Here is a 24,597-nt window from a genome sequence, read left to right on the forward strand (position 1 = left end):
TCTAGGTCATCGACCGTAGGGTCGCCGGACTATTTCCCTGGAGCAGTCCGAATGGACCCTGCTATCGAAGCGCCCGAACCGGCCCGTATCCGGTCAGTTGTCGTAACCTTCGAACCGGGGGCACGAACCGCATGGCACACACACCCTCTTGGCCAATCACTCATCGTTCTCTCAGGGAGAGGGCTGGCACAGTCATGGGACGGACCGGTTTAGGAAATCCAACCTGGCGACACCGTCTGGTTTGAACCTGGCGAAAAACACTGGCATGGTGCTTCGCCAAATGTCGCAATGACGCATCTGGCGATTCAGGAAGCCCTCAACGGTTCACCTGTGGCTTGGCTGGAGCACGTTTCAGATGAACAGTACGATACACCGCCGGAATTCTGATCAAGACGCGCACCGAGAAGTCGCCCAAGAAAAGGTCTTTTACTGATGGATCGGTCCACAAGGGACATTCAGTGCCCGTCTTGGATGCTGCGATCGCAACCCGGATTTCAGTCATTCGCTGCGCTGCTAAAATCTGAGTCTATTCGAACTCACAGTCTGCGGACTTACCGGTCGTTCACCTGGCGGCTACGAATGGCTGCCCCAATTCTGTTGCGGGCTTTCACGTCCGATTGCCATGGCTACCCGCACATCCGCTTCGTCACCATCGAAATCAAGGTCGAGTGATCCTTATCGAAATTTCGGATTCCCTCAGCCAGTTTCTCAGTTGCCATCGCGTCACGGTTCAATTCCCACCGGAAAGAGGCTTCGTCCAATACTTGTGCCTCCACGTCTTGAACGCGATCAGACAACAGGGCCGGTTTCAGATCGCCTTCTTCATCTTTCAGCGCGTCAAGCAGTTTCGGCGCAATGGTGAGCCGGTCGCACCCTGCCAGCGCCTTAACCTGATCAATCGTGCGGAACGAAGCGCCCATCACGATGGTCTCAATCCCGTTCGACTTGTAGTAGTCGTAAATAGTCTTCACGGAAGCCACGCCGGGATCATCATCAGGCGCATAGCTGTCGCGCCCCTCTGACTTCTTGTACCAATCCGTTATGCGGCCGACGAATGGGGAAATCAGAAAAACACCGGCGTCCGCACATGCAATTGCCTGGGACAGCGAGAAAATGAGGGTTAGATTGCAGTCGATCCCGTCACGTTGAAGGATCTCGGCAGCCCGGATGCCTTCCCATGTAGCTGCCAGCTTAATGAGTATTCGGTCCTTTTCGACACCACGCGCGTCATAGTCCTCGACGATTTCATAAGCCCGACGAACAGAGTCGTCGACGCCGAAAGACAGACAAGCATCGACCTCTGTCGAGACGCGGCCTGGCACGAGTTTCGCAAGCTCCGCGCCAATGGCAACTGAAAGAGTAGCCGCAGCTGCTTGCGCATCCCTTCCCTGGCTTCGGCAGGATTGTAATTCCTGAGCGATAAGGCTTTCGGAAACCGGGTCTTGGAATGCCGCAAGAACCAGAGACGGATTGGTCGTACAATCCTCCGGCCGTAGGGGCCTCGGCCCATTTCCTCCATCATCTTTTCGCGGAAGACCTCGGCCGATGTTTTCCATCCGACGCATTTGCGAAACGTTGCGTTGAGGCAGTCGCAGATCATTTTCAATTCATGATCTGAGACTGCCATGATGTGGCGCTTGCGGGGAAGCCATCGCCGAACCCTGCGGTTGGCATTCTCGACGTTGCCTTTTTGCCACGGTGATGAGGGATCGCAGAACCACGTTTGCGTTCCGATCTCGGCCTGAAGGTGCGGCCAACTCACGAACTCTGTGCCGCGGTCAAAGGTGATGGATTTGCGCGCTAGGTGGGGCAGATCGCGGACAGCCTTCATGATCTTGCCCATGACTGGTTTCGTCCGCTTGTTCGGGTTCTTCAGCAGCGCTGTGAACCGGCTGACGCGCTCGACCAGCGATGTGACATTTGACTGGCCAAGCGCGCCCGCTTGAATAGTATCAATCGCCTTCCCAGTGCCCAAACTGGCGGCGGTGCGCGACATCATCCGGTCGAAACGGAATGCTGACATCGCAGTCGAACTTGGGAGCCTGACGTTTTCTGGCACGGCGCGGCCGACGACACATTCTGTGCTCAGGCAGATACCACCAAAGCTCGTCGGTCATACCTTCCTGAGCATAGATGTAACGATAGATCGTTTCCTGACACACGCGCAGCATGGCGCCTTCATAGATCATCCGATTGCCGATCTGTTCCGGCGTCCAGCCATTCTTCAACCACTCAACAACGCACTCACGCAATTGAGGATATCGGATCAGCTTGCGTTGTCGGGCACGCCGATCTGCGGCCTTCCGATGAGCGGATGCGCAGTAATATCCATCGCATTTAGGCAGACAGGGATCCGAAAAATAGTTCCGTTTGAGCTCACGATTTATGGTTGCCTTCGAACGCTTCAACACGCGTGCCATCTCTCGAACCGGGACTCTTGCGTGCCGCCAGCGTTCAATTCTACGGCGTTCTTCGATGCTGAGTTGCGAATACACTGTGCCCATGCGATGATCTCCCATTAGATAACCCATTGATTTCTAATAGGAGTCACACTTGGAAATAGCGCGCTGTCGGATCACCTATATGGTGAGACAGCCGTTTCAGAAAAATCAGCTACTTAGGGTTTTGAATTTCTGAGACTCTAGAAGTCACGGTTTTCTCGCTGAACTATCAAAAAGCAGCCTTTCGTTAAACGCGCAGAGAATGGTCGCGACGAGCCCTTACCGGCCTTTTCCAAGCTACTTGATCTCCGCGGGTGCATGCGTCCAGTAAGCGGGAGAAGTTGCCGTTCATTTGTCTTGACGAAGTCAACCACAATATGGCGTGTTAGTTATCAGCAATGAACCAACTAACCTCAGCCAAGCGGAACGCCATACCCTAGTCGGTGTTTTCTGCTACTGCGAACCTACGGAACGCATATTGCATTACGACCAACGTCAAAAGCCCGATCAGGGTCAATGTGATCCAGCTGGCCAACCCCGATAGGACCAAGGAGGGTCTTATCGTTGTGAATGTCATTAGCCCCACGGCAGCCGATGCCGCCGCAGCAGCCAAAATGGCAATCGATTTCGCAATGAACTCGACAAGTGAACGACCAAGAAATTCGAAGTCTGCTCGTCCCATCGGGAGGAGTTTTGTCGGAAACAAAAGATGTATCGTGTTCTCAACGGTATAGAGGAGCACGGTCAACGGGAATACAAAAGCCGCAAGGGCCAGTGCATCGGGTACGCGGACTCCATCTTCAAAGACGACGATGCTGACGATCATTGTCACAGCAACGACACAGGCCAGAACCACCTGAGTCACGAGCTGACCTGCGCAGATGCGCCATGGTGTGATGGGCAAGGTCTTGTAGACTTCCATCCGGCTCAGGTCGCCGCGAAAGTCGCAGACCAGTGTTCGAGGCAGGATGAACACAAAAAAGATGTAGAAAAACAACACGGCCCGCGTGTCTGTGACCGATATACCGGCCGCGGAAAGGACTGGCCCGACGCAGGCAGCCATACCAACAAACACGGCGACGACCCTGAATGAACTGCGGGCAACGTTGAGGGCCTGACGCCAGGCAATCGGCCCCAAACCAACTACAATCGGCGCACGACAGATCGAGGGTATTTCGGTTCGTTCAGTGGCCCAGAACGATCCTCCTTGCGTTATGCGTTCCCATCGGTCGCTCTGTCGGGCGTTTTCCTTTAAGGCACGATCGGTCGTGCGCGTGTCGAGCTTGATTGCAAGGTGCAACAGCGCAGCGTTGATGAGGACCGCGATTGAGGCCCAAACGAATAGATGCGGAAAAAGCGATGGCGCTACGAAGAGTTCGGCAAACACGATGTAGGGTGACAGGATAATGGTACCGATCCACGAGTGGCGAAATTCGACCAGAAGGTCGAATAGGCTGCACTCGGGCGTCATCCAAGCGTAGACCACGGTGGCGGTTACAGCGGCGGAAAGCAATGCAATTGCGGGCCATCGAAACCGTGCAAGCCTGCTGCCTTCCAGTGCTTGCCCAGCCATGCCGATGACGGCGCTGTTCAACTGAACGAAGATGAGCGTCAGGAGCGAGGCGATAAACGCAGTCAGGGCGGACCCCGTTTGCGCCTGCGCAAAGATGGTGATGAGCGCACTACTTAAGGTGGCACCAGCAACGTAGGCGCTGAATTTGTAGATGATCAGGTCGCGCCGACGGAACGGCCCGGTAAAAAGAAAATTGATCTCTGTAGGCGAAAAATGAAACGTGGGGCCAGTGGACAACACGACTGTCAGCAGGGACATCGCAAGCATACCGAGTGGCATGTAAGTGCTGATCTGCGTGCTTAAAGCTTGGCGATCCGAGGCGGCGTCAGCCAAGAACCCCGTTTCCAGGGAGGAGCCGTTTGCAACCACCAGCAGCCAAATGATCCCGCAAAAAGAAACAGAAAAGAGCAGGCCGCGCGAAGTTGTCAATTGGATCAGACGCAGGCGAATGCCGGCACGCAGGCGCATCAAAAGGAGACGAAAAAGCGCTGAATCCATATCTTAAGCTTCAGCCTTTTCTTTGTCTTGGGTGATGCTGAAATACGCCTCTTCTAGGGCCGAGTTACTGTCGGTCTCGCCGACCTCGCTCAGCACATCGCTCATCGTGCCAAACCTGCGGCACTCACCAAGGTTCAACACCATAATATGCGTGCACAAGTTCTCGAACAGGCTCAAAAGATGCGAGCTGATGATGATGGCGGCACCGGAATGCGCACGTTCTCGGATCGCCTGCTGGATGCCCCGGATCCCCTGCGGATCGAGCCCCGTCAGGGGCTCATCGAACAGGATCACCTTGGGATCGTGCAAAAAGGCACAGGCGATCGCCACCTTCTGGCGCATACCGCGAGACAAGTTGTGGACGAGCGTATCGCGCTTATGGATAAGCTCGAAGGACACTAGAAGCGCTTCGGCGGTTTCCTCAAAATCTACAAGTTGGTAAGCCGCTGCAGTAAAGGCCAGATGTTCCCAGACCGTCATGGTGTCAAAAAGCCGCGGATCATCGGGAATATAGCCGATGTTCTGTTTGGCTTCGATTGGCTCCCGTACAATGTCATGGCCCGCAACCAAGAGGCGCCCCGAGGTCGGAGGGACAATCCCGCACAAGGCACGCAGGGTCGTCGTCTTGCCTGCACCATTCGAACCGACCAGCCCTAGGATTTGGCCGGGTTCAACCGAAAAGCTAAGATTTTTCACGGCCGTGAAGCCTTTGTATTGTTTGCCGAAGTTCGTGACTGTGATCATGTGTTCGTTGCTCGGGATTCTCTGGTTTGCCGCCAGCTTAGCGGGCCGACATGGTCTCCAACATCACTCAAGTCATCGAAATTTTGGACCAATTCATGTCAATTCTAAGTCCAAAACTGTTTTTTAAGTCATTTACTGTGCCCATAGCTGAATGAAACAGTGGAAATACACAGTTCGCGCACTGGGATGTGCTAAAGGTTGCGTCGATTTGCTGTACCAGAAGAAGTGGTGAGATCTGACTACTGACCTTCCAAAGCTGACATTCCGGACTACTGTATGTGGTCGTCTTTTTCCTACAAAAGACTGCCTGAGCGGACCTATTAATCGTTCGCCGTGCAGCAGAAAGCCGTGACCGAACTCGCTTTTTTGGCGTGCGGTCTGTACGTAAGTAGTAGAAACGGCTCCCAACGTTTATCGGGAGCCGTGTTTATTGAGTAGGGCGGTCTTTGGGAAATCAAGCGTGTCCACCGCCGATCAAGCCGATACCGGAATTCAGACCGAACCAAGCTTTAACCCGCAGACCGACTGCCTTGATGATTCCCATAGCCTGGATCCCGTGGGCGACAAGTGTTCCTTCCATTTCACCTTCAAAATTGGTGGTGTAGGATTGGACGATGCAACCGCTACCCGGCACCAAAAGTTCGCGGTGTTCTGGGTGCACCAGATCGAGATGCACAACGATCTGACCCCGTTTCGCCTTTTCACTGGGCTCGATCAGGCGACCGCTGGGCGCTAGCTGACCGGAAGAAATCTGCTCCTGAATACGTACGATCCTCGCAGGAAGAACGGTATTGCGCATCGAGATGTTGAAGTTGCTTTCGCAAGCCACCTCTGCGGCCATTCCCTCGTACAGTTCGGTGCGAGAAACCTGCGAGAAACCAGCAACGATACGTCCTCGCTCTGCATCTTTTCGGTCGGGTACGATCAGCATTGCAGGGCTCATCGCAGCTTGTGCCGCGCGTGACCCAACGTTCAGGGTGACTTGGCCCCCGTGTAATCGCTGACTTGGCCCGCAGATATGAAGAAGCGGATGGGGCGTTCCAGACTGTCAGTAACAGCGTGCAGTTTCGTATTCATACCACCCTTGGTGCGCCCTATCAGCCTGCCACGCCCCCTTTTTCAACCGCAGGCTGGAAGCCGTGCGGTGCGCTTTGAGGTATGTTGCGTCAATCATGATGGTCTTATGATCGGTTCCCTCCGCAGCCAAACAGTTCATGATCCGAGCGAACTCTCCCATATCGCTCCATCGTTTCCATCGATTGTACAGCGTCTTTGGCGGCCCATATTCACGCGGCGCATCGGACCAACGTAACCCATTGCGGTTGATGAAAATAATCCCGCTCAGTACACGACGATCATCAACCCTCGGCTTGCCATGGCTCTTTGGAAAGTAAGGCTGAAGCCGCGCCATCTGCTCATCGGTCAGCCAGAATAGATTGCTCATGTTATACCCCTGAAACTCAGGGGCTTGAAACACGCAGCCGAGATGACGGCAGCCAAATTACTAGGTCCAGAACCTAAGGAACCGTTGACTACCCCGTGGTGATGCTGCGGTGCGGTCTGTTGAAGGAGGCATACACACGAGCACAAAATCTGGAAACAACTGAATTCATTCGTCGCTGACAAAGTGCGCCTTAGCTGCGGTTGACCTAGGGACCGCATTTGGTAGATGTCGAAAACGGTCGAATTCGTGAGCTTCCGCATCATTAGTGCTGCGGCACTAAGAATGGTCAGGGCTTGAGAAGTAACCTCGAATGTTGGGGCAAACTCCCGCTGACGTGCTCTGCTAATCGAAAGATTTATGAAACTCCATGTTGCGAGTTTCAGCTGGCATTTTCCGGTTCGTGCAACCGGCCGGGGGTCGCATACGTACGGGCCTTGATTTGGCAACTGCAGTTTGGGTTCCCGCATTCAATACGTGCGATACAACTGGTTTGGCGAAAGGCTTTTGGGTTTGAACGGCGCGGTGTAGGTTCAGAAAGGGGTTGGCCTTGGAGGCAAAAATGACGGTATCCGGACCGCAATTGGCCGCGCCAGCGGATCTGACTGACCTGTTTCACCAGGGATTGTCTACGGACCCTGAGGCAGTGGCGCTTTTTGCACTGGATGGTGCCGTGACGTGGCAGGAGCTGGATGCTGCCTGTACGCGACTGGCCTTGCGGTATCTGAGCTTGGGCCTCGAACCGGGGGACCGGGTGGCGTCTATCATGCCAAATCGGGCAGTTCTGGTGATCCACTATCTTGCCTGTATGCGGGCCGGGTTGGTGGCGATGCCACTTAACTATCGCTACACGGCCTCGGATATCGACTATGCACTGCGGTTGGCGACTCCAGCAGCTTTGTTGGTACATGCTGAACGAGCTAAAGATGTGGCGGCCGTCCCGGCCATAGCGGAATTGCCTGTTAGTATGATGGCATATGCAGGCGAAGTGAACGGGGCGCTGGATTTCGATGACCTCCTGAACGGAGCGGGTGAAGGGACGCTACCAGATGTCGATGCCGAAGCACCAGCATTCATCTTTTTTACATCAGGGACGACGGGTAAACCGAAGGGCGTGACGCATAGCCATGCCAGCATGGGGTACATGGTCGCGAGCAATGCGCAGGGACTGGGGTTAGGATCCGAGGACGTAGTTCTGCCGGCTTCGTGGATTTCGCATACTGCGGGGCTGCGGCTAACTTTTGCTGGGCTTTGGGTCGGCGCCAGAACAAACATCGCACGGCGGTTTACACCTGACGAGCTTTTGGGCCTCCTGCGGCAGACGCGACCAACGGTGGCCCAAATCCTGCCTGCACCTTTAGCAGCTTTGGTCACAGGGCATGGGGCGGTTCGCGAAGACTTTGGTTCTTTAAAATCGATGATGGCAGGTGGGGATAAACCTTCACAAACTCTGGTCGACGCGTTCAGTGCGTTGGCCGGAGTACCGATTGGGGCGTTCTACGGGATGACGGAAATGGGAACGTCACATTCCAATATCCAAGGTGGCCCTGATAAGGTTGGCTCTGTCGGACTGAACAACCCTGGCTATATATCGGTGCTCCGCGACGAGGCCGGGGCAGAAGTGCCTGTGGGAGTGGATGGCCGACACTGGATCAAAAGCCCAACTATGATGACAGAGTATTGGAAAAACCCCGAGGCGACGGCGGCGGCGTTTCAAGAGGGATGGTTTGATACCGGAGATTTGATGCGACGGGATGAGGATGGCTACTTTTGGTTCAGGGGGCGACGGAAGCAGATCATTGTGCATGACGGGTCCAACATCAGCCCGGCAGAGGTGGAAGATGCGCTGACAGCACACCCAGCCGTCGCGGCAGCGGTTGCGGTTGGGATCCGGGACGAGATGCATGGCGAGGACGTATGGGCGTTCGTGAGCCTGGCTGAAGATTCCAAGCTGGTGCGCGCCGGTGAGATTATTGATTTTGCGCGTGAACGGATTGGATACAAAGCGCCGGATGTGGTGCGAATAATGGCGACCTTGCCTTTGACAATAGGCGGCAAGCTGGATCGAATGGCGTTGAAACGTCTGGCGGCTGACGAGAGCGGCGCAGCGCACGTGCAGTGATACCGTGACGACCAGGTCGTAGGTGCGGTCAGCTTGCCACGGGAATAGACACAGTGGCTATGGGCAAAGGGTAGAGGAAGTTTGAAACGGCCTCCATCATGAATTGTAGGCTCTACGCTGCTGTACGTCATTGCGGTCATTCGCCGTGTTTGCAAAGTCGCTGGGCAAATGAATTTGCTAACAACGGTCGGCAGCATCGCCACAACTTGTTGTGAATATCCAATCTGTTGTTGCCCAAGCTCAATCACAAGGAATTGCTCTGGGTCCGTTGGGATTGCGCAGTCAGGGGCCTTGGGGCACGGTGGCCGTTCAAGCTGGAAGGATATTCATGACCTCCGCAAAATCTACCAATCCTTGGCTTATATTGCTGGGCCTTGCGCTCGGGGTTAGCATATCCAACGCTTTTGGCCGCTTTGCGTACGGCCTAATTCTGCCATCAATGAAAAGTAGCCTTGGTTGGAGTCTCACACAATCTGGCTGGCTAAATACGGCCAATTCGATTGGGTACATAGTGGGGTCAATCCTGACACTTCTCCTGATCCGGCATGTTTCGCCGTCGCGGCTGTTTGCAGGTGGTACCGTGGCAACCGCATTTTGTCTATTGGCAACCGGGTTTGATGAAAGCCTCGTGTTTCAGACCGTCTGTCGAACGTTGGTAGGACTGTTCGGGGCTCTTTCATTTGTGTCAGGCGGTGTACTGGCAGCATCGTTGTTTCAGAGCAGCGCCCGGAAGAATGCACTGGCCATTGCCTTGTACTTTGGCGGCGGCGGTGGATTTGGCATTGCATTATGTGGTGCTTCGCTTCCGCCCATGCTGGACGTGTTTGGACCGCAATCCTGGGATTGGGCATGGATCGGTCTCGGCATAACTGCTCTGGTCATTTGCCCGTTTTCGATTTGGGCTTCCGCGATGTTGAGCGAAACCGAGCACAACGCAGAGCTTCCTTCCATTCCACCGGTGCGTAGGATGCTCGGCGAACTTAGCGGGTATGGGCTGTTCGGTTTGGGTTACATTGTCTACGTCACCTTCATCTCTGTCTGGATGAAGGAGCAGCATTCAAGTGTCCTTCTGACCACCGCAACATGGATGATCCTTGGCTTCAGTATTATGGTGTCCCCATTTGTTTGGCGGGGGGTGTTGGCCCGCTTTGCTCCTGGGACACCATTGGCGCTTATCCTAAGCGGCGTCGCCTTTGGCTCAGCCCTGCCGATCCTCGTTCCAAATGGAGTTGGACTGATTTTGTCGGCTCTGGTGTTCGGACTGTCGGTCTTTATGCCCCCCACTGCCGTAACCAGCTTCGTCCGCCAGAACGTGAACCAGCCGGATTGGGGTGCAACCGTCAGCTTTTTTACAGTCGTTTTCGCCATCTCACAGGCATTGGGGCCAATAGGGGCCGGAATCATAGGTGACATAACCGGAGAAATAGGAGACAGCCTGGTCGTTGCATCTGTGGTCCTGCTGGTGGGTGCCCTTTTTGCTGCTATGCAAAAGCCGCTCAGGCGCGAGGCGATGTAACCGTCGCAACCAGAACCACACTTTTGATGCCGCGCCTATTCCCTACAGCAAACTCAGTGGGTTCTGAACGTGCACAAAGAAACCTTCAGGTCACTCTGACACGAGCCTGCTTCAGACAATCTCCTGGTATTGCGGGATCCAGAACTTCGCATTGATTGCGGCTTTCAGGTCATCCTTTGTAGATTTGGGCGCAACCCCATCCAGCTGTGCCTGTTGACCAACCGCAAATGCGATAGCTTTGCTGACCTCACGAATGTTCCCCACATCGGGCAGCAAACTGGCGGTGCGATCGGACCTCGCCGGTGACAATGTGGCCAGCGCCTCGGCGGCGGCCATGAACATTCCGTCAGTGACGCGGCGCGCGCCCGCCGCCAGCACGCCCAGCCCCATACCGGGGAATATGTAGGAGTTGTTGCATTGCGCGACATGGTGCGTCTTGCCATTGTAGACAACGGGATCAAACGGGCTTCCGGTGGCAACCATGGCATGGCCATCTGACCAATGGATAATATCCGCGGGCACGGCCTCAATTCGCGATGTCGGATTCGAAAGCGGCAATACAACAGGATGCTCTGTGTTAGCCGCCATTGCCCGAATGACCTCTTCTGAGAACAAGCCCGCCTGACCGCTGACACCAACCAAAATGTTGGGTTTGGCCCGATGAATCACATCCAGCAATGAAATTTCACCATCGGACCAGCTTCCCACTTTTGTGAGAGGTTGGACCACTTGCTTTTGGAACGGCAGAAGGTCTGACATCGCATCGGTTAACAACCCGTTCCGATCCACCATGTAGATGCGCGCGCGTGCCTCGGTCTCTGACAATCCTTGCCGGACCATGAGTTGCACCAGTTGTTCTGCGATACCCACCCCTGCAGACCCTGCTCCAAGAAAGGCGATGGTTGCGTCCTTTAACGGAATACCAGTGACATTAGAGGCCGCCAGCAAGGTACCTGCGGTTACCGCCGCCGTGCCCTGAATGTCATCGTTAAACGTACAGAGCTGATCACGATACCGCGCAAGCAAAGGTGCCGCATGTTGTTGTGCAAAATCCTCGAATTGCAGCAATACATCCGGCCACTTGCGCTTTACCGCCCGTACAAAAAGATCGACAAACTCGAAATAGTCATCCCCGCTGATACGCTCATGCCGCCAGCCGATATAGAGGGGATCCTTCAGCCGTTCCTGGTTGTTGGTGCCCACGTCCAATACGATGGGCAATGTCACAGTCGGGCTTATTCCACCGGCTGCAGTATAAAGCGAGAGCTTACCGATCGGAATTCCCATGCCGCCCGCGCCTTGATCGCCCAAACCCAATATCCGCTCCCCATCGGTGACGACAATGGCTTCGACAGAGGGCAGGATCGCATTCTCAAGTATGTCATCAATCCGATCACGCTCAGGGTACGAAATGATCAATCCACGTGGGTGATCATATATCTCACTGAATTTTTTGCAGGCGTCACCTACAATAGGTGTGTAAATGATCGGCATCATCTCGGATAGATGCCGCACCAATAGAGCGTAAAACAGAACCTCATTGTCATCCTGCAGGCCACGCAGATAGACATGCTTGTCCAGCGGTGTCTCCTCACGTTCAAAGGCGGCATATACACGGTCTATCTGGGTTTCGAGTGTTTCGATGTGTGGCGGAAGAAGACCCATCAACCCAAGTTTTTCTCGTTCGCGCAATGAAAAGGCGGTGCCTTTGTTCAAGAGTGGGTTGGTGACGTACTGCAAATTTGCAGGACCGGATTCGACCATTGACTGTCCTTTCGGAATTGCACGCACAGGGTACACGCATCTTGTGCAGCAAAGTCAGCATTATATGATGACAATTGCAACGGACTTGGAACGCGATCGCATCAAACCGACCTACATCGAGGTGCCTATCTGCGATCGCCAAAAAGTACTTCCGCGCGATTGCTACCGTTCATTGCGATTACCCAAGTGGCTGCTTGCGCCATTCTTTCTGCACGCAGGCGAGATCTTCGGAACCAGGAGAAAGTCAGAAGTTCAGGTCAACGGGCGGAACCCTGCTCTTCTCTAATCCGGTGTCAATATCGGCGGTTCAATATAATCGTGCTCAGGTATCGTTATTCTCTGCCTTCAGAATACCGTCGGCCGATGCGCCCGCAGTAAGGTCGGCATCTGAAAACGATCTGGTTTCCGGAAGTTCGAGATGTAGAGAAGACGTATGATCAATTTCAATTCGACCGCCGGTCAGAATGTAATCAAGGACGTGCCCACCCTTGCTCAGATCGCTGGAAATGAAGTGTAGGTGGTAACCTGGGACGCCAATCCCGACGGCATAATCCGGGCACCTGAAACCCAGAATTGTCCCGTCCACATTGTTCAATTCAAATTCTGCCTGGGTTTTTACAACTTCCAGCAAGGGTTTGTATGGCTTCTTTTGCCACAATACGTTTCTGAATTTGATGTGCTTGATGTGGCCGGTAAATCGAACAGCATAAAACAGGTTCCTTGCCTCGGCCATTGCATCAAGCTGTGCCTCGAAAACAGCTTTTCGTGTCTCCTTGTCCAAAGATCGACAAACCTCAGGCTTGAAATTAATGACAGCAGCATAAGGTGTCAGAGCCTTACTGCTTGCAACCGAAGCATTGCCGTCATAAACGCCCTGCATGACCGCGCTCAGAAGGGAAGCCTGGTAGTACTCATGTGCAGGTTCTTCTGATTGGAAGCTCTGGCTTCGGGAATGGCAGGCCAAGGCCGTTGCAAAGGTAAGCTCTTTATCTTGTTGCATACTGCTTCACCAATCTACCTGCCTGGCGGCGATACTTTTCTGATAATTTGTAATCGTCATTCTTACCAGTATCTCGCCTTAATCAAGATCAGGCAATACAGGAGAAACTATTGAAAAAATTGCAACTTTGTAGAGATCATCTCGTTGCAATTCACTATTTATCAGCCCTTCCCCAAAAGGTAATCCAGACTAGTCGTTCTTGCGGCCCATTGTTGCCGTTCGCTGCTGGTACAAGATTTAGTTCAGTCTGCACTCAACATGTGCTGACGAAGCGAACCCTTCAAATGCGTACCTTCGTGGCTGCCTTCAGCTCATGTGACTGAAGATTGTTGTGATTGCGCTTGTACAATCTTACGTTTCTTCAGACTTTTCTGGAGAAAAAACGTTGCCAAAGATAAGCGAACGACCAAACGTCATATTGATCCTCGCTGATGATTTGGGTTTTGCGGATCTCGGCGTTACGGGCTCCGAAATCAAGACACCTAACATTGATGCACTCACTCGCGACGGCACCTTGTTGTCGGCCATGTACAATTGCGCCAGATGTTGCCCGACCCGCGCGTCGTTACTGACCGGGTTGTATCCTCACAACGCAGGCGTTGGTCACATGGGGGCCAATCTTGGCACGCCCGCCTATCAAGGGTTCTTGCGCAACGACAGCGCCACGATTGCAGAGCACCTCAGGGCGAACGGCTACCGAACGCTGATGTCCGGGAAATGGCATGTCGCGGGGGATTTCATGGCCCGCGAGGTCGACAGTTGGCGCGTTGGCGATGTCGAGCACCCAACACCACGTCAGCGCGGGTTTGACCGCTTTTATGGCATTGTCGATGGCGTCACACATTTCTTTTCGCCGCATTACATGTTGGAAGACGATAGCCGGGTCGAGACCTTCCCCGATGATTTCTATTTCACAGATGCGATCACCGACAAAGCGGTCGGCATGATCGAAGAAACGCCCGAAGATCAGCCGTTCTTTCTCTATCTTGCACATACCGCCCCGCATTGGCCGCTTCACGCGCATGAAGAAGACATCGCCCGATACGACGGTGTTTACGATGCTGGGTGGGACGCCACACGCACCGCGCGCCACGAGACGATGAATGCTATGGGGCTGTTCCAGACCAACTGGGATATTTCTCCGCGCGACACTCAGGTCCACCCTTGGATAGCGGAGAAGAACACCGACTGGGAATCCCGCAAAATGGCGACATATGCGGCAATGGTGGATCAGATGGATCAATCCATTGGCCGTCTGATCGCCGAACTAAAACGCATGGACAAGTTCGACAACACGCTGATCTTGTTTTTGTCCGACAACGGCGGCTGTGCCGAGTTCATGGCCGAAGATGGATGGGCCAAGTTTTTTCCGGACACCATCGCTGATGGCCGCAAGATTGAGATGGGCAATCGCCCTGACATTATGCCGGGCAGTGCATTGACCTATCAAAGCTATGACAAACCTTGGGCCAACGTTTCCAACGCACCATTCAGGTTGTTTAAGCATTACGTGCACGAAGGCGGGATATCGACGCCGCTTGTCGCGCATTGGCCCAAAGGGTTTAGGGCCCGTGGCACCGCGCACGCTGCCTGTCACGTCGTGGACATCTTACCGACAATCCTTGAGGCAACAGGGTGTATATATCAGACCGAGGTTGGAGGGCACGAAATCCAGCCTATGCAAGGCGAATCCCTGCTTTCTTTGCTTTATGGAAAAGACTGGGAACGCGAACAACCGATCTTCTTCGAACATGAAGGAAACGCTGCAATTCGCCTCGGGCAATTCAAACTGGTGCGTCAATTTTCGCAAGATTGGGAGCTTTACGATATGGAGACAGACCGTACGGAATTGAACAATCTGGCTGGCACATCTCCGAAGCTTGAGGTGGATTTGAAAGGCCAATACCTTTCATGGGCAGCACAATCCGGGGTTTTGGATTGGGAGATTGCACTCCCGAAGTTACTAGACGCCTGGAAGATTGAGACTGCAGAGGGCTAGTCCCAAGCCTAATCCCGGTTATTTCGGCCCATTGCAGACGTTCTGCATTACCACAATCTACCGAGGGGCACCCCGAAAGCGGGCATTCGGCCCTGTGCAGCATTTCAGCGGGTTTCGTTCAGCTAATTATGCAATTTTTGGTTCAAAACATCAGCCCGGAAGCAAAGCCTTTTGAACTGTCTCATCCCAGCCAAGATACAACATATCCTGATCGCGTATTACCGGGCGCGCCATCACTTTGGGTTGGGCTAAAATCTGGGCCTCTGCTTCTGAATTTTTCAGCCAATCATTGAGCCCTCTGTAATCATTCGACTTTCGATCCACGAGTAAGTCCCCAAATTCCGCTATGAGCTCGGCCAGCTCAGCCTCGCTCAGTGGTTCCGCCCGGACATCGCGGAAACTGACTTCCTTGCCTTCTGCCTCCAACGCCTTGCGGGCCTTCTGGCAAATAGCGCAGGTGTTCAATCCATAGATCATCATGTCGCGGTCTCCTCGGCGGTCATCCCGCAACCTCACGCATCAAGTCCTCCAATGCAACCAATCGATCCTGCATAGCAGCCCAGATGTTTCCCAAACTACGGACATTGTGAGTCGTTCCTTGAAGTTTCTGGGTTGACCCATCCCAGCCAATCGCCTGACAATCGAGATACTGCGTTGCGGCCAATCGAACCGGGCGCGGCAGTATTGCCACGAGACTTTCGCAAAATCGCGCATTTCTGTTTTAGGTTTGTTCCTCCTGGTGCTCTGAACCGCTACGATTATCGCAGAGCCAACAAGCAGGATAACGCGATGCGCAGTGCAATCTTCTTTCTCCTATCTGCATCGTTCTTAGGGGCCTTCATAGACGCAGAACCTGCAGCGGCAGCCTCACTTGGACGATACGAAGTTGTTGGCGTCGAAGAGGGTGACATGCTGAAAATGCGTGGTGGGCCTGGAACAGGCTACAATGTGATTGTTGGTCTTCCGAATGGGACTGCGCTACGAGTTCACAGTTGCGAGCAGACCGGTGGCACCCGTTGGTGCCGCGTTTCTTTGGTGCGTGCGCGTGGGCTCAAGGGCTATGTCTCCTGGGCCTATTTGCGAAAGACCTGATACAACGGCGATCGGCGTTACCACCTTAGCAGTACCTGCGAAATGTCGATGGAAATCGCCCTTTCTGTTCGGCTGGCATCGTTCAACCTGGGCCTAGAGCCGACTTGCGGGCCACAGAGGTGTTGGCCCGTTATACTCCGAAGAGATTGGCGCTAATTGCTGGCGTCGGCGCAGCCATTCAACGACGCACTGCATCAGGCGACCAATAGCAATTTTACTAATGGTGCGGCATTACTTCTGATGGAGCCAATTGCAGCCTCACGAAGAATGCTTCCCGCGACAGCTCCAAGGCATTAAAGTAAGGATGAAAAATCCGTTGTTGCCTGAAAGTGCATGGGCCAGGCCAACTGCCCTCACCTCCTAATTTCTAGGACAGACGTGATGTCAACCGAGACCGCATCCAGCCATTCATCCTCTGCTGCCGACAGTGCAAAGGGCGCGAGTCCCAAGAAGCTTGGACTTTTTGCTATGACGCTGCTGGTTGTCAGCGCTATGTTTGGTGGCGGGGTATTCAATATCCCGCAGAATATGGCCCAGTCGGCGGCACTTGGGGCGATCTTGATTGCGTGGATGATCTCGGGGCTGGGCATTTTCTTTCTCGCGCGCAGTTTTCAGGTGCTGGCCGATATTCGTCCCGAAATGACGTCCGGCATCTACATGTACGCACGCGCTGGGTTTGGAAAACTGGCTGGGTTTCTGATCGCCTGGGGATACTGGCTGTCAGTGGCGTTCGGAAACGTTGGCTATGCCGTGCTGATGATGGACGCTCTGAACTATTTCTTTCCTCCGTACTTCGCCGGCGGCAACACCTGGCAGGCGACGCTGGGATCCTCTGCGATTATCTGGGGGCTGTGCTTTCTTGTGATGCGGGGCGTAAAGGGGGCCTCGTTGTTGAACAATATTGGCACGGTGGCCAAGTTCGTTCCCGTGACGCTGTTCCTGCTGGTGGTACTCTATTTCTCGTTCAGCCGGGATCTTTTCACATCGGATTTCTGGGGCAATGTCACTGTTCAGGCGCGGCAGGACAAACCACTGGGCGGTGTGGTCGAACAGATCAAGGGGACAATGCTAGTCACACTGTGGATGTATATCGGGATCGAAAGCGCGGTAGTCATGTCCAACCGTTCGGATGCCAAAACGGTGAGCCGGGCAACCTTGCTAGGTTACTTTATTGTGACGGTCCTGTTTGTTTTGGTTTCCGTCCTGCCATTCGGGGTCATGTCGCAAGGTGAGTTGTCGACCCTCGCACCCCCGTCGACGTCAGCGATCCTCGGGTCACTGGTAGGTTTATGGGGAGAGGTGTTGATAAATATCGGTGTCATCATTGCATTGCTCAGTTCCTGGCTGGTCTGGACATTGCTGGTGGCGGAACTGCCCTGGGCTTGCGCCAAGGACGAGACCTTTCCAAAAATGTTCGCAAAGACCAACGCGGCTGGGATTGCGTCGATTTCCCTGATCATTTCCACGGCCATCATGCAGGCGGCGATCATTCTTGTGTATTTCTCGGACAACGCCTGGAACCTGATGCTGTCAATTACGGGCGTAGTGATCCTGCCAGCCTATATTGGATCGGCGGCCTTTCTCTGGAAGCTCATAGCATCGGGCGCCTACCCTTCTACGGCGAAGGTGGGCAAGGCCGCGGCTTTGATCATCAGCCTGCTTGCGACGGGCTTTGGGCTCTGGCTGGTTTATGCCGCAGGCGTTCAATTCATGCTGGCGGGAGCAGTGATATATGCGGCCGGGATCCCTGTATATTATTGGGCTCGCCGGTCGGGCAGTCCGGGAGAACGCGCCTTTTCCGGTTCTGAGGCCGTAGCGGCAATTGGGCTGTTTCTCGTCGCTATGGCTGCGATCTGGATGTTGATCGATGGGAGGTTGCCGCAGGTCTATGCAACCTGAGACACAAGGCTTGCCGCGACCGCCATATCGATCATGAGGTCTTTCGGGGACCAATCTTGGCGATGCGCTCGTTGACAAGGATATTGGAACTGTCCAGTCCCGGCGATTGCCCATGCAGATCAAACTCGATATCGACATCCGGTTCGAATACCAGACAATGCGTAGATCCGCCGAAATGGAACATACCGATCTCGTCGCCCTTCGTAACGTGCTGACCCTCATAGACCGTAACATCACAAGTAGACACCTCGGCCATGCCAATTGCCACGAAGCACATCAGCCCGATATCGGGATTGTCGGCTTCGATGAAGATAAGCGCGCGGGTTGCGACCTCAGCGATGTACCCTTGCGAGGCGTTCGGGCCTGCCGGGTCCAATCCTTCGGCCATGATCTCAGAGTAATACGTGCCCTCGATCAACCGCGTCTTCACGATACGGCCTGAGATCGGCGCGTGCCAACGATGATAGCTGAAGGCGCTCAGAAATGCCTGATACACTGTCCCGTCTTCAAAGCGGCTCGCATAAGGGTCGTTATCGAGCATGAATTGTAGCGCATAAGGTTGTGCCTTGATCCAAAACCTGTCGCGCAGTTTGACGTCTTGAGCCACGCGGTATGGGGCCGACTCACATGCGTTCGCAACGATGGAATCATCGCCGATTCCGGCGATCGGGCGCACACCCTCGCGGAACTGGCGGGTAAAGAAATCGTCCCAGGATTTGAAACCATAATGCGGCAACGACGGGTCGCAGATAAAATCCTCTACAAAGGTGGGCATCGCTTTTCTTGCATCGGCGCCGAACCAGCCGGACTTGGGATCATCACCAAGAACCGATGTGCTTTCCGGGGATTGCAGAAACACAGCCCATTCGTTCAGCATTGCGCGCAGATGCGCGTCGATCTTATCGTCCAGGAAACCGGCCCAACCACCGACATTCGCCATCGACCAGTCGAGAATCGCGTTAAAGGGGAACCCCACTAGCCCGCTTTCGTTAAACTCAGGCGCATGGGTCATAATGGTGTTGAAGAGACGCAGCATATGCTCATAGTTGCGCACCTGCGGTTTACCAGAAGGCGAGGTTTTTTCGCTCTCGGGTACTTCCTGAAACATCTGCGTAAAGAACATATAGACCTTGGCATCCGTTTCGATCAGCGTCTTGAGGTTCTGGACTGCGGGTAACAGAGGGCTAGTGTCCGTTTCAGCCTTTTTAGCAATCTTTGCAGACCAAGCATCCAGCACGTCTTGATCCGAAGGCAACCACTTCCCGACTTTGTAATGCACATTAACCGAAGTATCGCGTGAGGACATCTGATTGACCTTCCTGCTAAGATTGGGTTACGCGTTGAGGCAAGGCTAACACGACTTGCAAGATCTGTCGCAGATTTCGGCCCATTCCCGCCGTTGGTGAACGGGTCAAGATGCTGCGGTCGCAGCCCGCTTTTCGGACATTCACTGCAATCGCGAAGATAGAGCTCAGTCTTGATTTTTCTGTCGCCAAGGCATTTCCTTTGTGCTCCCCTTGCACCTATATTTTTTCCACTACAGGGCCTCGCGATCACCAGCGGCTCGACGGAGAATCCAGTCGATACCGCACAGATAGTCTTCTATTGTCAGGGGATTGTTCGCTCCGCTGGAGGCAGCGAGTACAAACCCGTGTGCATAGTCAATAAGTAGGTGAACAAGAACATCGCCACCATCGCTGTTTTCAAGCTGATCCGTGTTGGCCTTCAGCTCCGCCGCCACGTCTTTCAGGTCCGCGCTCATTAGCGTCACGTCCTCAAGGATCGCGCGTAGTAGGTTGGCGTTCCTCAAAGCGTAACTGTAGTACATCGCCATGATGCTTCGGACCCGTTCGACAGGAGTGACCTCGTCAACGCCGTCCAGAACGCCCGCAAATGCATGTTCCACCAAATCGGACAGAAGCTGTTTCTTGGTGCCAGCGTGATAGGTCACCGCCATCGGTGTGACGCCAAGCTGGTCGGCAAGCGCACGAAACGATAGCGCGTCGACGCCTTCGCCTTGGACAATCGGGAATGCAGTCTTCAGGATCAGCTGTTTCGAAAGGCGCTGCTCGGCCTTCGGCGGCCGCCCTGGTGAAGAGGCTTTCGTCACGCGGCTTTCAACCTGTAATCCAGATCCACCAGACCAGAAGGAAAGCTGTTGGCCGACACCAGTTCCAGATCGACATCGACCTCGGTCTCGCCAAATATCCGGATGCCCTTACCGATGAGAATGGGAACCAGGGTGATCCGCATGTCTTCCACCAGCCCGGCCTTCAGGAACGAGCGAATGATCGCGCCGCCATCCACATAGACGCGATTGAAACCGCGCGCGTCAAAGCTCTTCATCAAATCTTCGGGCGCCAAGTCTGAGACTTCGACTTTGTCGCGCAGATCGTCAGGAATTTCGGCGGAAGTCATTGTTCTACTAAGAACGACCACCGGTTTGGCGTAGGGCCACACCCCGAAGCCTCGCACCGTCCTATACGACCCGGACCCCATGACGATCACATCGACACTGTCCTGAAAGGCGACAAACCCGTGGTCTTCATCCGCGGTCGGTTGCTTTTCCAACCAATCCAACCGGTGATCAGGCCGCGCTACAAAACCGTCCAGGCTCATCGCCATCATGATATGTCCAGTGGGCATCTTCCGGGTCTCCCGCAATAAATTTATACGGCATATAATAAAAGCAAAGATAGCGCTCAAGAGGTAGTTGTCATTTCTGGCCCTGAATCCGGACCCAGAAGGCCTGCACTGCTTCGCTCAAAGCGGCCCATAGGAGACATTCGGCGCCCTGCTGGCATTCTGCGGTCGCAGCCCGCATTCCGGTCATTCGCTGCAAGTGCAAAATTTGGCGCTGCTCGAACTCACAGTTTGCGGGACGAAACTGCCCTTCGCGTGTCCGGGATTAATAACCGCTCAAGATCCAGTGTGGACATTCGGGCTTGCCACTCAGAGCTGAACGCAGTTCATCGCTGCATTATGGAAAACCTTCTGCTCAGAGCACAAACCTTGCGGAAATAATTGAACCATGTTTCTGTCGACTAAATTGGTTTGTGAAGCGCAGCGCTTCTTACTTGAATTCTACAAGATACCCGCGCGCGATCGTATCAAAGCGCCCGTCATCCCATCTAATACCGTCCTGATCGGAAAACTCTCTGAACCGGCCAAAATGCTCAACCCCATCCCAGTTGTCAGGCTGATGCCAAAACCAGTTTGAGTAGGTGAGTTTTTCGCCATTGCTCCAAACCCATCCCCCGTCAGGTTCTTGATCGAATTCACTCTGAAACAGACCAATCCAGGGGCCAAACCGTTGCCAGCCACCTTCATCCTCACGTTTGCGCCAGACATCATCGCGCTCTGCTATCATGTTAACCAGCAAGTCGTTTACCTCCTGGCTGGCAATTGAGACCAGTTGACCGCCAAGCGCGCGGGCTTCTGCTTCAGCTTCTACCCACTTGATCCCCCAAGCCTTGACCAAAACATACCGGGTGCCGTTGAATTCCCTTTCTTCCACTATTTCTCGCGAAGAGATTGAGAAACTGGCCCATTCATCAAGCGCGCTCTGGCTATAGTTTTGATCTGTTACGGGGGAGGGCGGCAGGCCCAGCAAAGGGTTGTCCGGCAGTTTTAAGCCGGTGTTCGTCTGCTGCACAAAAAGGAAACCAAAAATGATGATCACAGCCAGGCTGATCGCACCCAAAACGAATTTGAATTGTGCCCGAAAATCGAAAAGAAATGATCGAGTTCTTTCAAGGACATTTCCAGAGTGGGCCTTTCCGCCAACTTTGAATGTCTGGACTGGATGAGGAAGGTTTTTTAACTTCTGCTTTCCCATGGGAACAATCTGCAGGGTTAGCTTCCCTTCAATTTGCTCGCGAACTTGTCGGGAAATGCATATCCCACCGGGCTCGGCAATCGCCTCTAACCGTGACGCGATATTGACACCATCCCCAAGCAAATCAGCGCCCTGAACGATGACATCGCCCACGTTTATTCCGATGCGAAATTGAAACGCACAGTGGTCCGGCGCCCCTTCAACTCTTGATCTGAGGGCCTCTTGCACTTCAACAGCGCATCTGACCGCCTCAACAGAGCTTTCGAATTCAGCAAGCACGCTGTCGCCAGCTGTATTCGCAATCCGGCCACCGTATTTTTTGATCACGGCATCCATAATCTTGCGTTGCGCGACCAGTTCTGCGGTGGTTTTTTCTTCGTTATCCGCCATCAGGCGGCTGTAGCCTGCTACATCTGCGGCAAAGATGGCAGCCAGTTTTCGACGCGGTGTTGTGCTGTCATTTGCAGACGTCGCAGCACGTACCAAAACACCACCTCTTCACCGAACATTTCAACGAGCGATCCGAATTTCTTCCCGATCGCATTACCAAAGGCAATCTGTCGGCCCGCCGATATTGCGACCAAAGAAGCTTTTGCCGCCCGCACCATGGCGCACCACCGCTGTCTTCAGTCTTTTGACATCTGCTGACGCGGGGCCATTCGGATAGCGGCTAAGATACATGGGGATCCATGCTAAGTGTCCCGCGTAACCTTTGGTGCGAAAATAGCTGACCAACCCCCCATCATCTGTCTGCGTACGCAATTTTGTGGGCCCCAGTTCCAACGTACGGATCGAATGGGCCTTTACCGCATCGTGAAGCGTTTTGCCGTTGTTGACCAGATTATAGCCCGGCAGCCCGTTACGGTGCTGAACCTCTGCCGATAGCATGATCATCGCGATGGTTTCATTATTGTCCCGTAGGTTTTGTTCAAAAAGGTCAGTCTTGTCGATCCGCTTAAACACGCGAATATAGCGGGAATATCCCTTCTTATAGATCTTTTGTTGCTGGGTGGCTGCGCCCCACGCCATTGCCGCAGCGCCTTGCGCGGCAACGGAATCAACCGAGGGCGTGCCGTATTTCCACTGATTACGCTCATCCTTATTTCCCCATTTGACGACAAGTTCACGCTCCTGAGAAGACCAGGCTTGGCGGTTTTCAAACAATGAAACCGCAAAGGCCGCATTGATGAGAATGACGGATGATTGAAACGCCGGATGTGTATCGTGGCTGCCGCCTGGCAGCCGTGTAAACGACCCCTTTTGCGCCAGCGCGACGTATTGCTGCGCAAATGTGCGGGTATTGAAGCTCCTGCTGCCTATTGCAGTCTGCATGTTGGAACCACTGGCCTGCGTGAACCGCTGCGCCGATGATTTGCCCTCAAATGCTCCACGCGCGACGATAGTGACTTCATCAGGCAATTTCTGTTGCGATTGGGCCCAGCAGCTAGCTGTGCTCCGAGGCGGCGACCAAAAAACAGAGTTGGCCGGTAGGTTCTGTGCATAGATCGGTTCAGCCAACATGGTAAGCGCGAGTATCCAGAGAAAAATTTTCATGCAAAAACCCCTGCAAATAACGATCAAAGAAGCCAGCCCTCACTATTTTATTGGGATTATTCGATTCTTGTCAAAACGCATGGTCTGAGTTTGATAAGCGAAAGTACCACCAAAGCACCTGCGCGCATCGTGGCTGCAATCAAAGTTGCCCACTCTCGCCAATTGACGTTTCTCGCTTTGTGAGAAAAGCCGACATCCGTGCAAAGCGCAGCATCGGTCAAGAAGGGCTCAATCCGGACCCAAAGTGCAGTGCAACATCACGTGATATGTTGACTAGGTCAACGTCGGGTTGTCGTTTTGGGAGGGCATGGTGGATCGGAGGATCAGTCATGGAAACACCAAACTTGCCAGCCATTCGCGCACTTCGCCCTGCATGGAACAAGGGTCGCATTGTCGGTCAAAAACGCCCGCAGAAGCCAAAGCATGTCTGGGCAATCCGGGTGCGACTTGAATTGGCAGAGAACCATCTTGATCTAGCCCTGTTCAATATGGCAATCGACAGCAAGCTCCGCGGATGTGACCTAGTGAAGATGCAAGTGGTCGACGTGATGGCTTCGGGTCAGATCAAAGAGCGCGCTTCCGTTCTACAGAACAAGACACAGAAACCGGTTCGCTTCGAGATTTCCGAAGGCACGCGTGCCTCTGTCGAGAAGTGGATGGAGGATGAGCTCATGGTCGGGTCAGAATATCTTTGGCCAGGTAGATTTCACGAACGTCTGCACATCTCAACCCGTCAGTACGCGAGGATCGTACGCGACTGGGTCACTTCGATCGGTCTAGAAGCGACGGCCTATGGCACCCATTCGATGCGCCGCACCAAGGTTACGCAGATCTACAAAAAGACGGGAAATCTCAGAGCCGTGCAACTTCTGCTCGGTCACACCAAGATGTATAGCACGGTCCGGTATCTCGGTGTCGAGCTTGAAGATGCACTGGCTATCGCGGAAGCCATTGAAATCTAAAGCTTAGGGCCGCCTGCAAGGGCGGCCCGCTTTCCGGACATTGGACCGGCGACCGAGATGCTGCACTGCGGCCCGTCGAACCCGATGGGGTGGATAGCTCCTGCTCCAACCGGCGTCGCAATGCGCCATACTGCAGTTGTGTATCACTGCTAGG

At 54.0% G+C, this 24,597-nt stretch carries 18 protein-coding genes and 2 pseudogenes; 6 read left to right on the forward strand and 14 right to left on the reverse strand.

The features are described from left to right. Positions 1–626: 626 nt before the first annotated feature. The 6 genes and pseudogenes from BLU89_RS19220 to BLU89_RS19245 form a co-directional block, all read right to left on the reverse strand. On the reverse strand, positions 627–1,565 hold the full coding sequence (locus BLU89_RS19220) for a transaldolase (protein WP_083347816.1): 939 nt from the start codon (positions 1,563–1,565) through the stop codon (positions 627–629). Then, positions 1,499–2,504, reverse strand: a pseudogene (locus BLU89_RS22020) (IS30 family transposase); the annotation flags it as partial. The pseudogene BLU89_RS22020 and the gene BLU89_RS19220, both read right to left, overlap by 67 nt. A 373-nt stretch (positions 2,505–2,877) precedes the next feature. Continuing rightward, complete coding sequence (locus tag BLU89_RS19230) at positions 2,878–4,347, reverse strand: hypothetical protein (protein ID WP_483880092.1); 1,470 nt, start codon at positions 4,345–4,347, stop codon at positions 2,878–2,880. Positions 4,348–4,515: 168 nt separating this feature from the next. Further along, positions 4,516–5,256, reverse strand: coding sequence for an ABC transporter ATP-binding protein (locus tag BLU89_RS19235; RefSeq protein WP_074739053.1), 741 nt, complete (start codon positions 5,254–5,256; stop codon positions 4,516–4,518). A 454-nt stretch (positions 5,257–5,710) separates the two neighbouring features. Further along, complete coding sequence (locus BLU89_RS19240; RefSeq protein WP_218129438.1) at positions 5,711–6,187, reverse strand: hypothetical protein; 477 nt, start codon at positions 6,185–6,187, stop codon at positions 5,711–5,713. Between the two features lie 53 nt (positions 6,188–6,240). Next, positions 6,241–6,700 (reverse strand): annotated as a pseudogene (locus tag BLU89_RS19245) (IS5 family transposase); the annotation flags it as partial. A 559-nt stretch (positions 6,701–7,259) separates the two neighbouring features. On the opposite strand from BLU89_RS19245, the gene BLU89_RS19250 reads away from it, so the two are divergent. After that, positions 7,260–8,819: a class I adenylate-forming enzyme family protein gene (locus tag BLU89_RS19250; protein WP_074739057.1), complete on the forward strand. Its 1,560-nt coding sequence runs from the start codon at positions 7,260–7,262 to the stop codon at positions 8,817–8,819. Between the two features lie 328 nt (positions 8,820–9,147). Further along, positions 9,148–10,335: a YbfB/YjiJ family MFS transporter gene (locus tag BLU89_RS19255; protein ID WP_074739059.1), complete on the forward strand. Its 1,188-nt coding sequence runs from the start codon at positions 9,148–9,150 to the stop codon at positions 10,333–10,335. 111 nt (positions 10,336–10,446) lie between these two features. Here BLU89_RS19255 and BLU89_RS19260 read toward each other — a convergent pair whose 3' ends face one another. After that, entirely contained in the window at positions 10,447–12,099 is a 1,653-nt protein-coding gene (locus BLU89_RS19260; protein WP_074739061.1) for an NAD-dependent malic enzyme, read from the reverse strand. A gap of 322 nt (positions 12,100–12,421) precedes the next feature. Continuing rightward, on the reverse strand, positions 12,422–13,099 hold the full coding sequence (locus tag BLU89_RS19270) for an acetolactate decarboxylase (RefSeq protein ID WP_074739066.1): 678 nt from the start codon (positions 13,097–13,099) through the stop codon (positions 12,422–12,424). A gap of 385 nt (positions 13,100–13,484) precedes the next feature. On the opposite strand from BLU89_RS19270, the gene BLU89_RS19275 reads away from it, so the two are divergent. Next, positions 13,485–15,098 (forward strand): arylsulfatase, encoded by a 1,614-nt coding sequence (locus tag BLU89_RS19275; RefSeq protein ID WP_074739096.1) that lies wholly within the window; start codon positions 13,485–13,487, stop codon positions 15,096–15,098. A gap of 150 nt (positions 15,099–15,248) precedes the next feature. Here the strand turns inward: BLU89_RS19275 and BLU89_RS19280 are convergent, their stop codons facing one another. Further along, positions 15,249–15,578: an arsenate reductase family protein gene (locus tag BLU89_RS19280; RefSeq protein WP_074739068.1), complete on the reverse strand. Its 330-nt coding sequence runs from the start codon at positions 15,576–15,578 to the stop codon at positions 15,249–15,251. A gap of 309 nt (positions 15,579–15,887) precedes the next feature. Between BLU89_RS19280 and BLU89_RS19285 the strand changes: the two genes are divergently transcribed. Both BLU89_RS19285 and BLU89_RS19290 read left to right on the forward strand, forming a co-directional pair. After that, positions 15,888–16,190, forward strand: a complete 303-nt coding sequence (locus tag BLU89_RS19285; protein ID WP_074739098.1) for an SH3 domain-containing protein — start codon at positions 15,888–15,890, stop codon at positions 16,188–16,190. A gap of 381 nt (positions 16,191–16,571) precedes the next feature. After that, on the forward strand, positions 16,572–18,089 hold the full coding sequence (locus BLU89_RS19290) for a basic amino acid/polyamine antiporter (RefSeq protein WP_074739070.1): 1,518 nt from the start codon (positions 16,572–16,574) through the stop codon (positions 18,087–18,089). Between the two features lie 31 nt (positions 18,090–18,120). Here the strand turns inward: BLU89_RS19290 and BLU89_RS19295 are convergent, their stop codons facing one another. From BLU89_RS19295 to BLU89_RS19315, 5 genes are all read right to left on the reverse strand, one after another. After that, the gene (locus tag BLU89_RS19295) at positions 18,121–19,395 is read right to left on the reverse strand and encodes a phosphatidylserine decarboxylase family protein (RefSeq protein WP_074739072.1); all 1,275 of its coding nucleotides are present in this window, start codon (positions 19,393–19,395) and stop codon (positions 18,121–18,123) included. Between the two features lie 231 nt (positions 19,396–19,626). Further along, entirely contained in the window at positions 19,627–20,199 is a 573-nt protein-coding gene (locus BLU89_RS19300) for a TetR/AcrR family transcriptional regulator (RefSeq protein ID WP_074739074.1), read from the reverse strand. Further along, complete coding sequence (locus BLU89_RS19305) at positions 20,196–20,735, reverse strand: dihydrofolate reductase family protein (RefSeq protein WP_074739076.1); 540 nt, start codon at positions 20,733–20,735, stop codon at positions 20,196–20,198. The genes BLU89_RS19300 and BLU89_RS19305 overlap by 4 nt, the downstream gene beginning before the upstream one ends. A 427-nt stretch (positions 20,736–21,162) precedes the next feature. Further along, positions 21,163–22,413: an adenylate/guanylate cyclase domain-containing protein gene (locus BLU89_RS19310; protein WP_074739078.1), complete on the reverse strand. Its 1,251-nt coding sequence runs from the start codon at positions 22,411–22,413 to the stop codon at positions 21,163–21,165. Between the two features lie 57 nt (positions 22,414–22,470). Further along, a complete protein-coding gene (locus tag BLU89_RS19315) occupies positions 22,471–23,481 on the reverse strand; it encodes a hypothetical protein (protein ID WP_143030623.1) in 1,011 nt (336 codons plus the stop codon). Positions 23,482–23,810: 329 nt separating this feature from the next. Between BLU89_RS19315 and BLU89_RS19320 the strand changes: the two genes are divergently transcribed. Next, positions 23,811–24,443 (forward strand): tyrosine-type recombinase/integrase, encoded by a 633-nt coding sequence (locus BLU89_RS19320; RefSeq protein ID WP_074739082.1) that lies wholly within the window; start codon positions 23,811–23,813, stop codon positions 24,441–24,443. The last annotated feature ends 154 nt before the right edge of the window (positions 24,444–24,597 follow it).

It is taken from the genome of Ruegeria halocynthiae (assembly GCF_900106805.1).
In the GTDB taxonomy this organism is placed as follows: Bacteria; Pseudomonadota; Alphaproteobacteria; order Rhodobacterales; family Rhodobacteraceae; genus Ruegeria; species Ruegeria halocynthiae.

Excerpts from the sequence above, each read along its gene's own strand:
- BLU89_RS19220 (WP_083347816.1), bottom strand. The coding sequence starts at position 1,565 with ATGCGTCGGATGGAAAACATCGGCCGAGGTCTTCCGCGAAAAGATGAT.
- BLU89_RS19235 (WP_074739053.1), bottom strand. The coding sequence starts at position 5,256 with ATGATCACAGTCACGAACTTCGGCAAACAATACAAAGGCTTCACGGCC.
- BLU89_RS19240 (WP_218129438.1), bottom strand. The coding sequence starts at position 6,187 with ATGCTGATCGTACCCGACCGAAAAGATGCAGAGCGAGGACGTATCGTT.
- BLU89_RS19250 (WP_074739057.1), top strand. The coding sequence starts at position 7,260 with ATGACGGTATCCGGACCGCAATTGGCCGCGCCAGCGGATCTGACTGAC.
- BLU89_RS19255 (WP_074739059.1), top strand. The coding sequence starts at position 9,148 with ATGACCTCCGCAAAATCTACCAATCCTTGGCTTATATTGCTGGGCCTT.
- BLU89_RS19260 (WP_074739061.1), bottom strand. The coding sequence starts at position 12,099 with ATGGTCGAATCCGGTCCTGCAAATTTGCAGTACGTCACCAACCCACTC.
- BLU89_RS19270 (WP_074739066.1), bottom strand. The coding sequence starts at position 13,099 with ATGCAACAAGATAAAGAGCTTACCTTTGCAACGGCCTTGGCCTGCCAT.
- BLU89_RS19280 (WP_074739068.1), bottom strand. The coding sequence starts at position 15,578 with ATGATGATCTATGGATTGAACACCTGCGCTATTTGCCAGAAGGCCCGC.
- BLU89_RS19285 (WP_074739098.1), top strand. The coding sequence starts at position 15,888 with ATGCGCAGTGCAATCTTCTTTCTCCTATCTGCATCGTTCTTAGGGGCC.
- BLU89_RS19290 (WP_074739070.1), top strand. The coding sequence starts at position 16,572 with ATGTCAACCGAGACCGCATCCAGCCATTCATCCTCTGCTGCCGACAGT.
- BLU89_RS19295 (WP_074739072.1), bottom strand. The coding sequence starts at position 19,395 with ATGTCCTCACGCGATACTTCGGTTAATGTGCATTACAAAGTCGGGAAG.
- BLU89_RS19305 (WP_074739076.1), bottom strand. The coding sequence starts at position 20,735 with ATGCCCACTGGACATATCATGATGGCGATGAGCCTGGACGGTTTTGTA.
- BLU89_RS19315 (WP_143030623.1), bottom strand. The coding sequence starts at position 23,481 with ATGAAAATTTTTCTCTGGATACTCGCGCTTACCATGTTGGCTGAACCG.
- BLU89_RS19320 (WP_074739082.1), top strand. The coding sequence starts at position 23,811 with ATGGAAACACCAAACTTGCCAGCCATTCGCGCACTTCGCCCTGCATGG.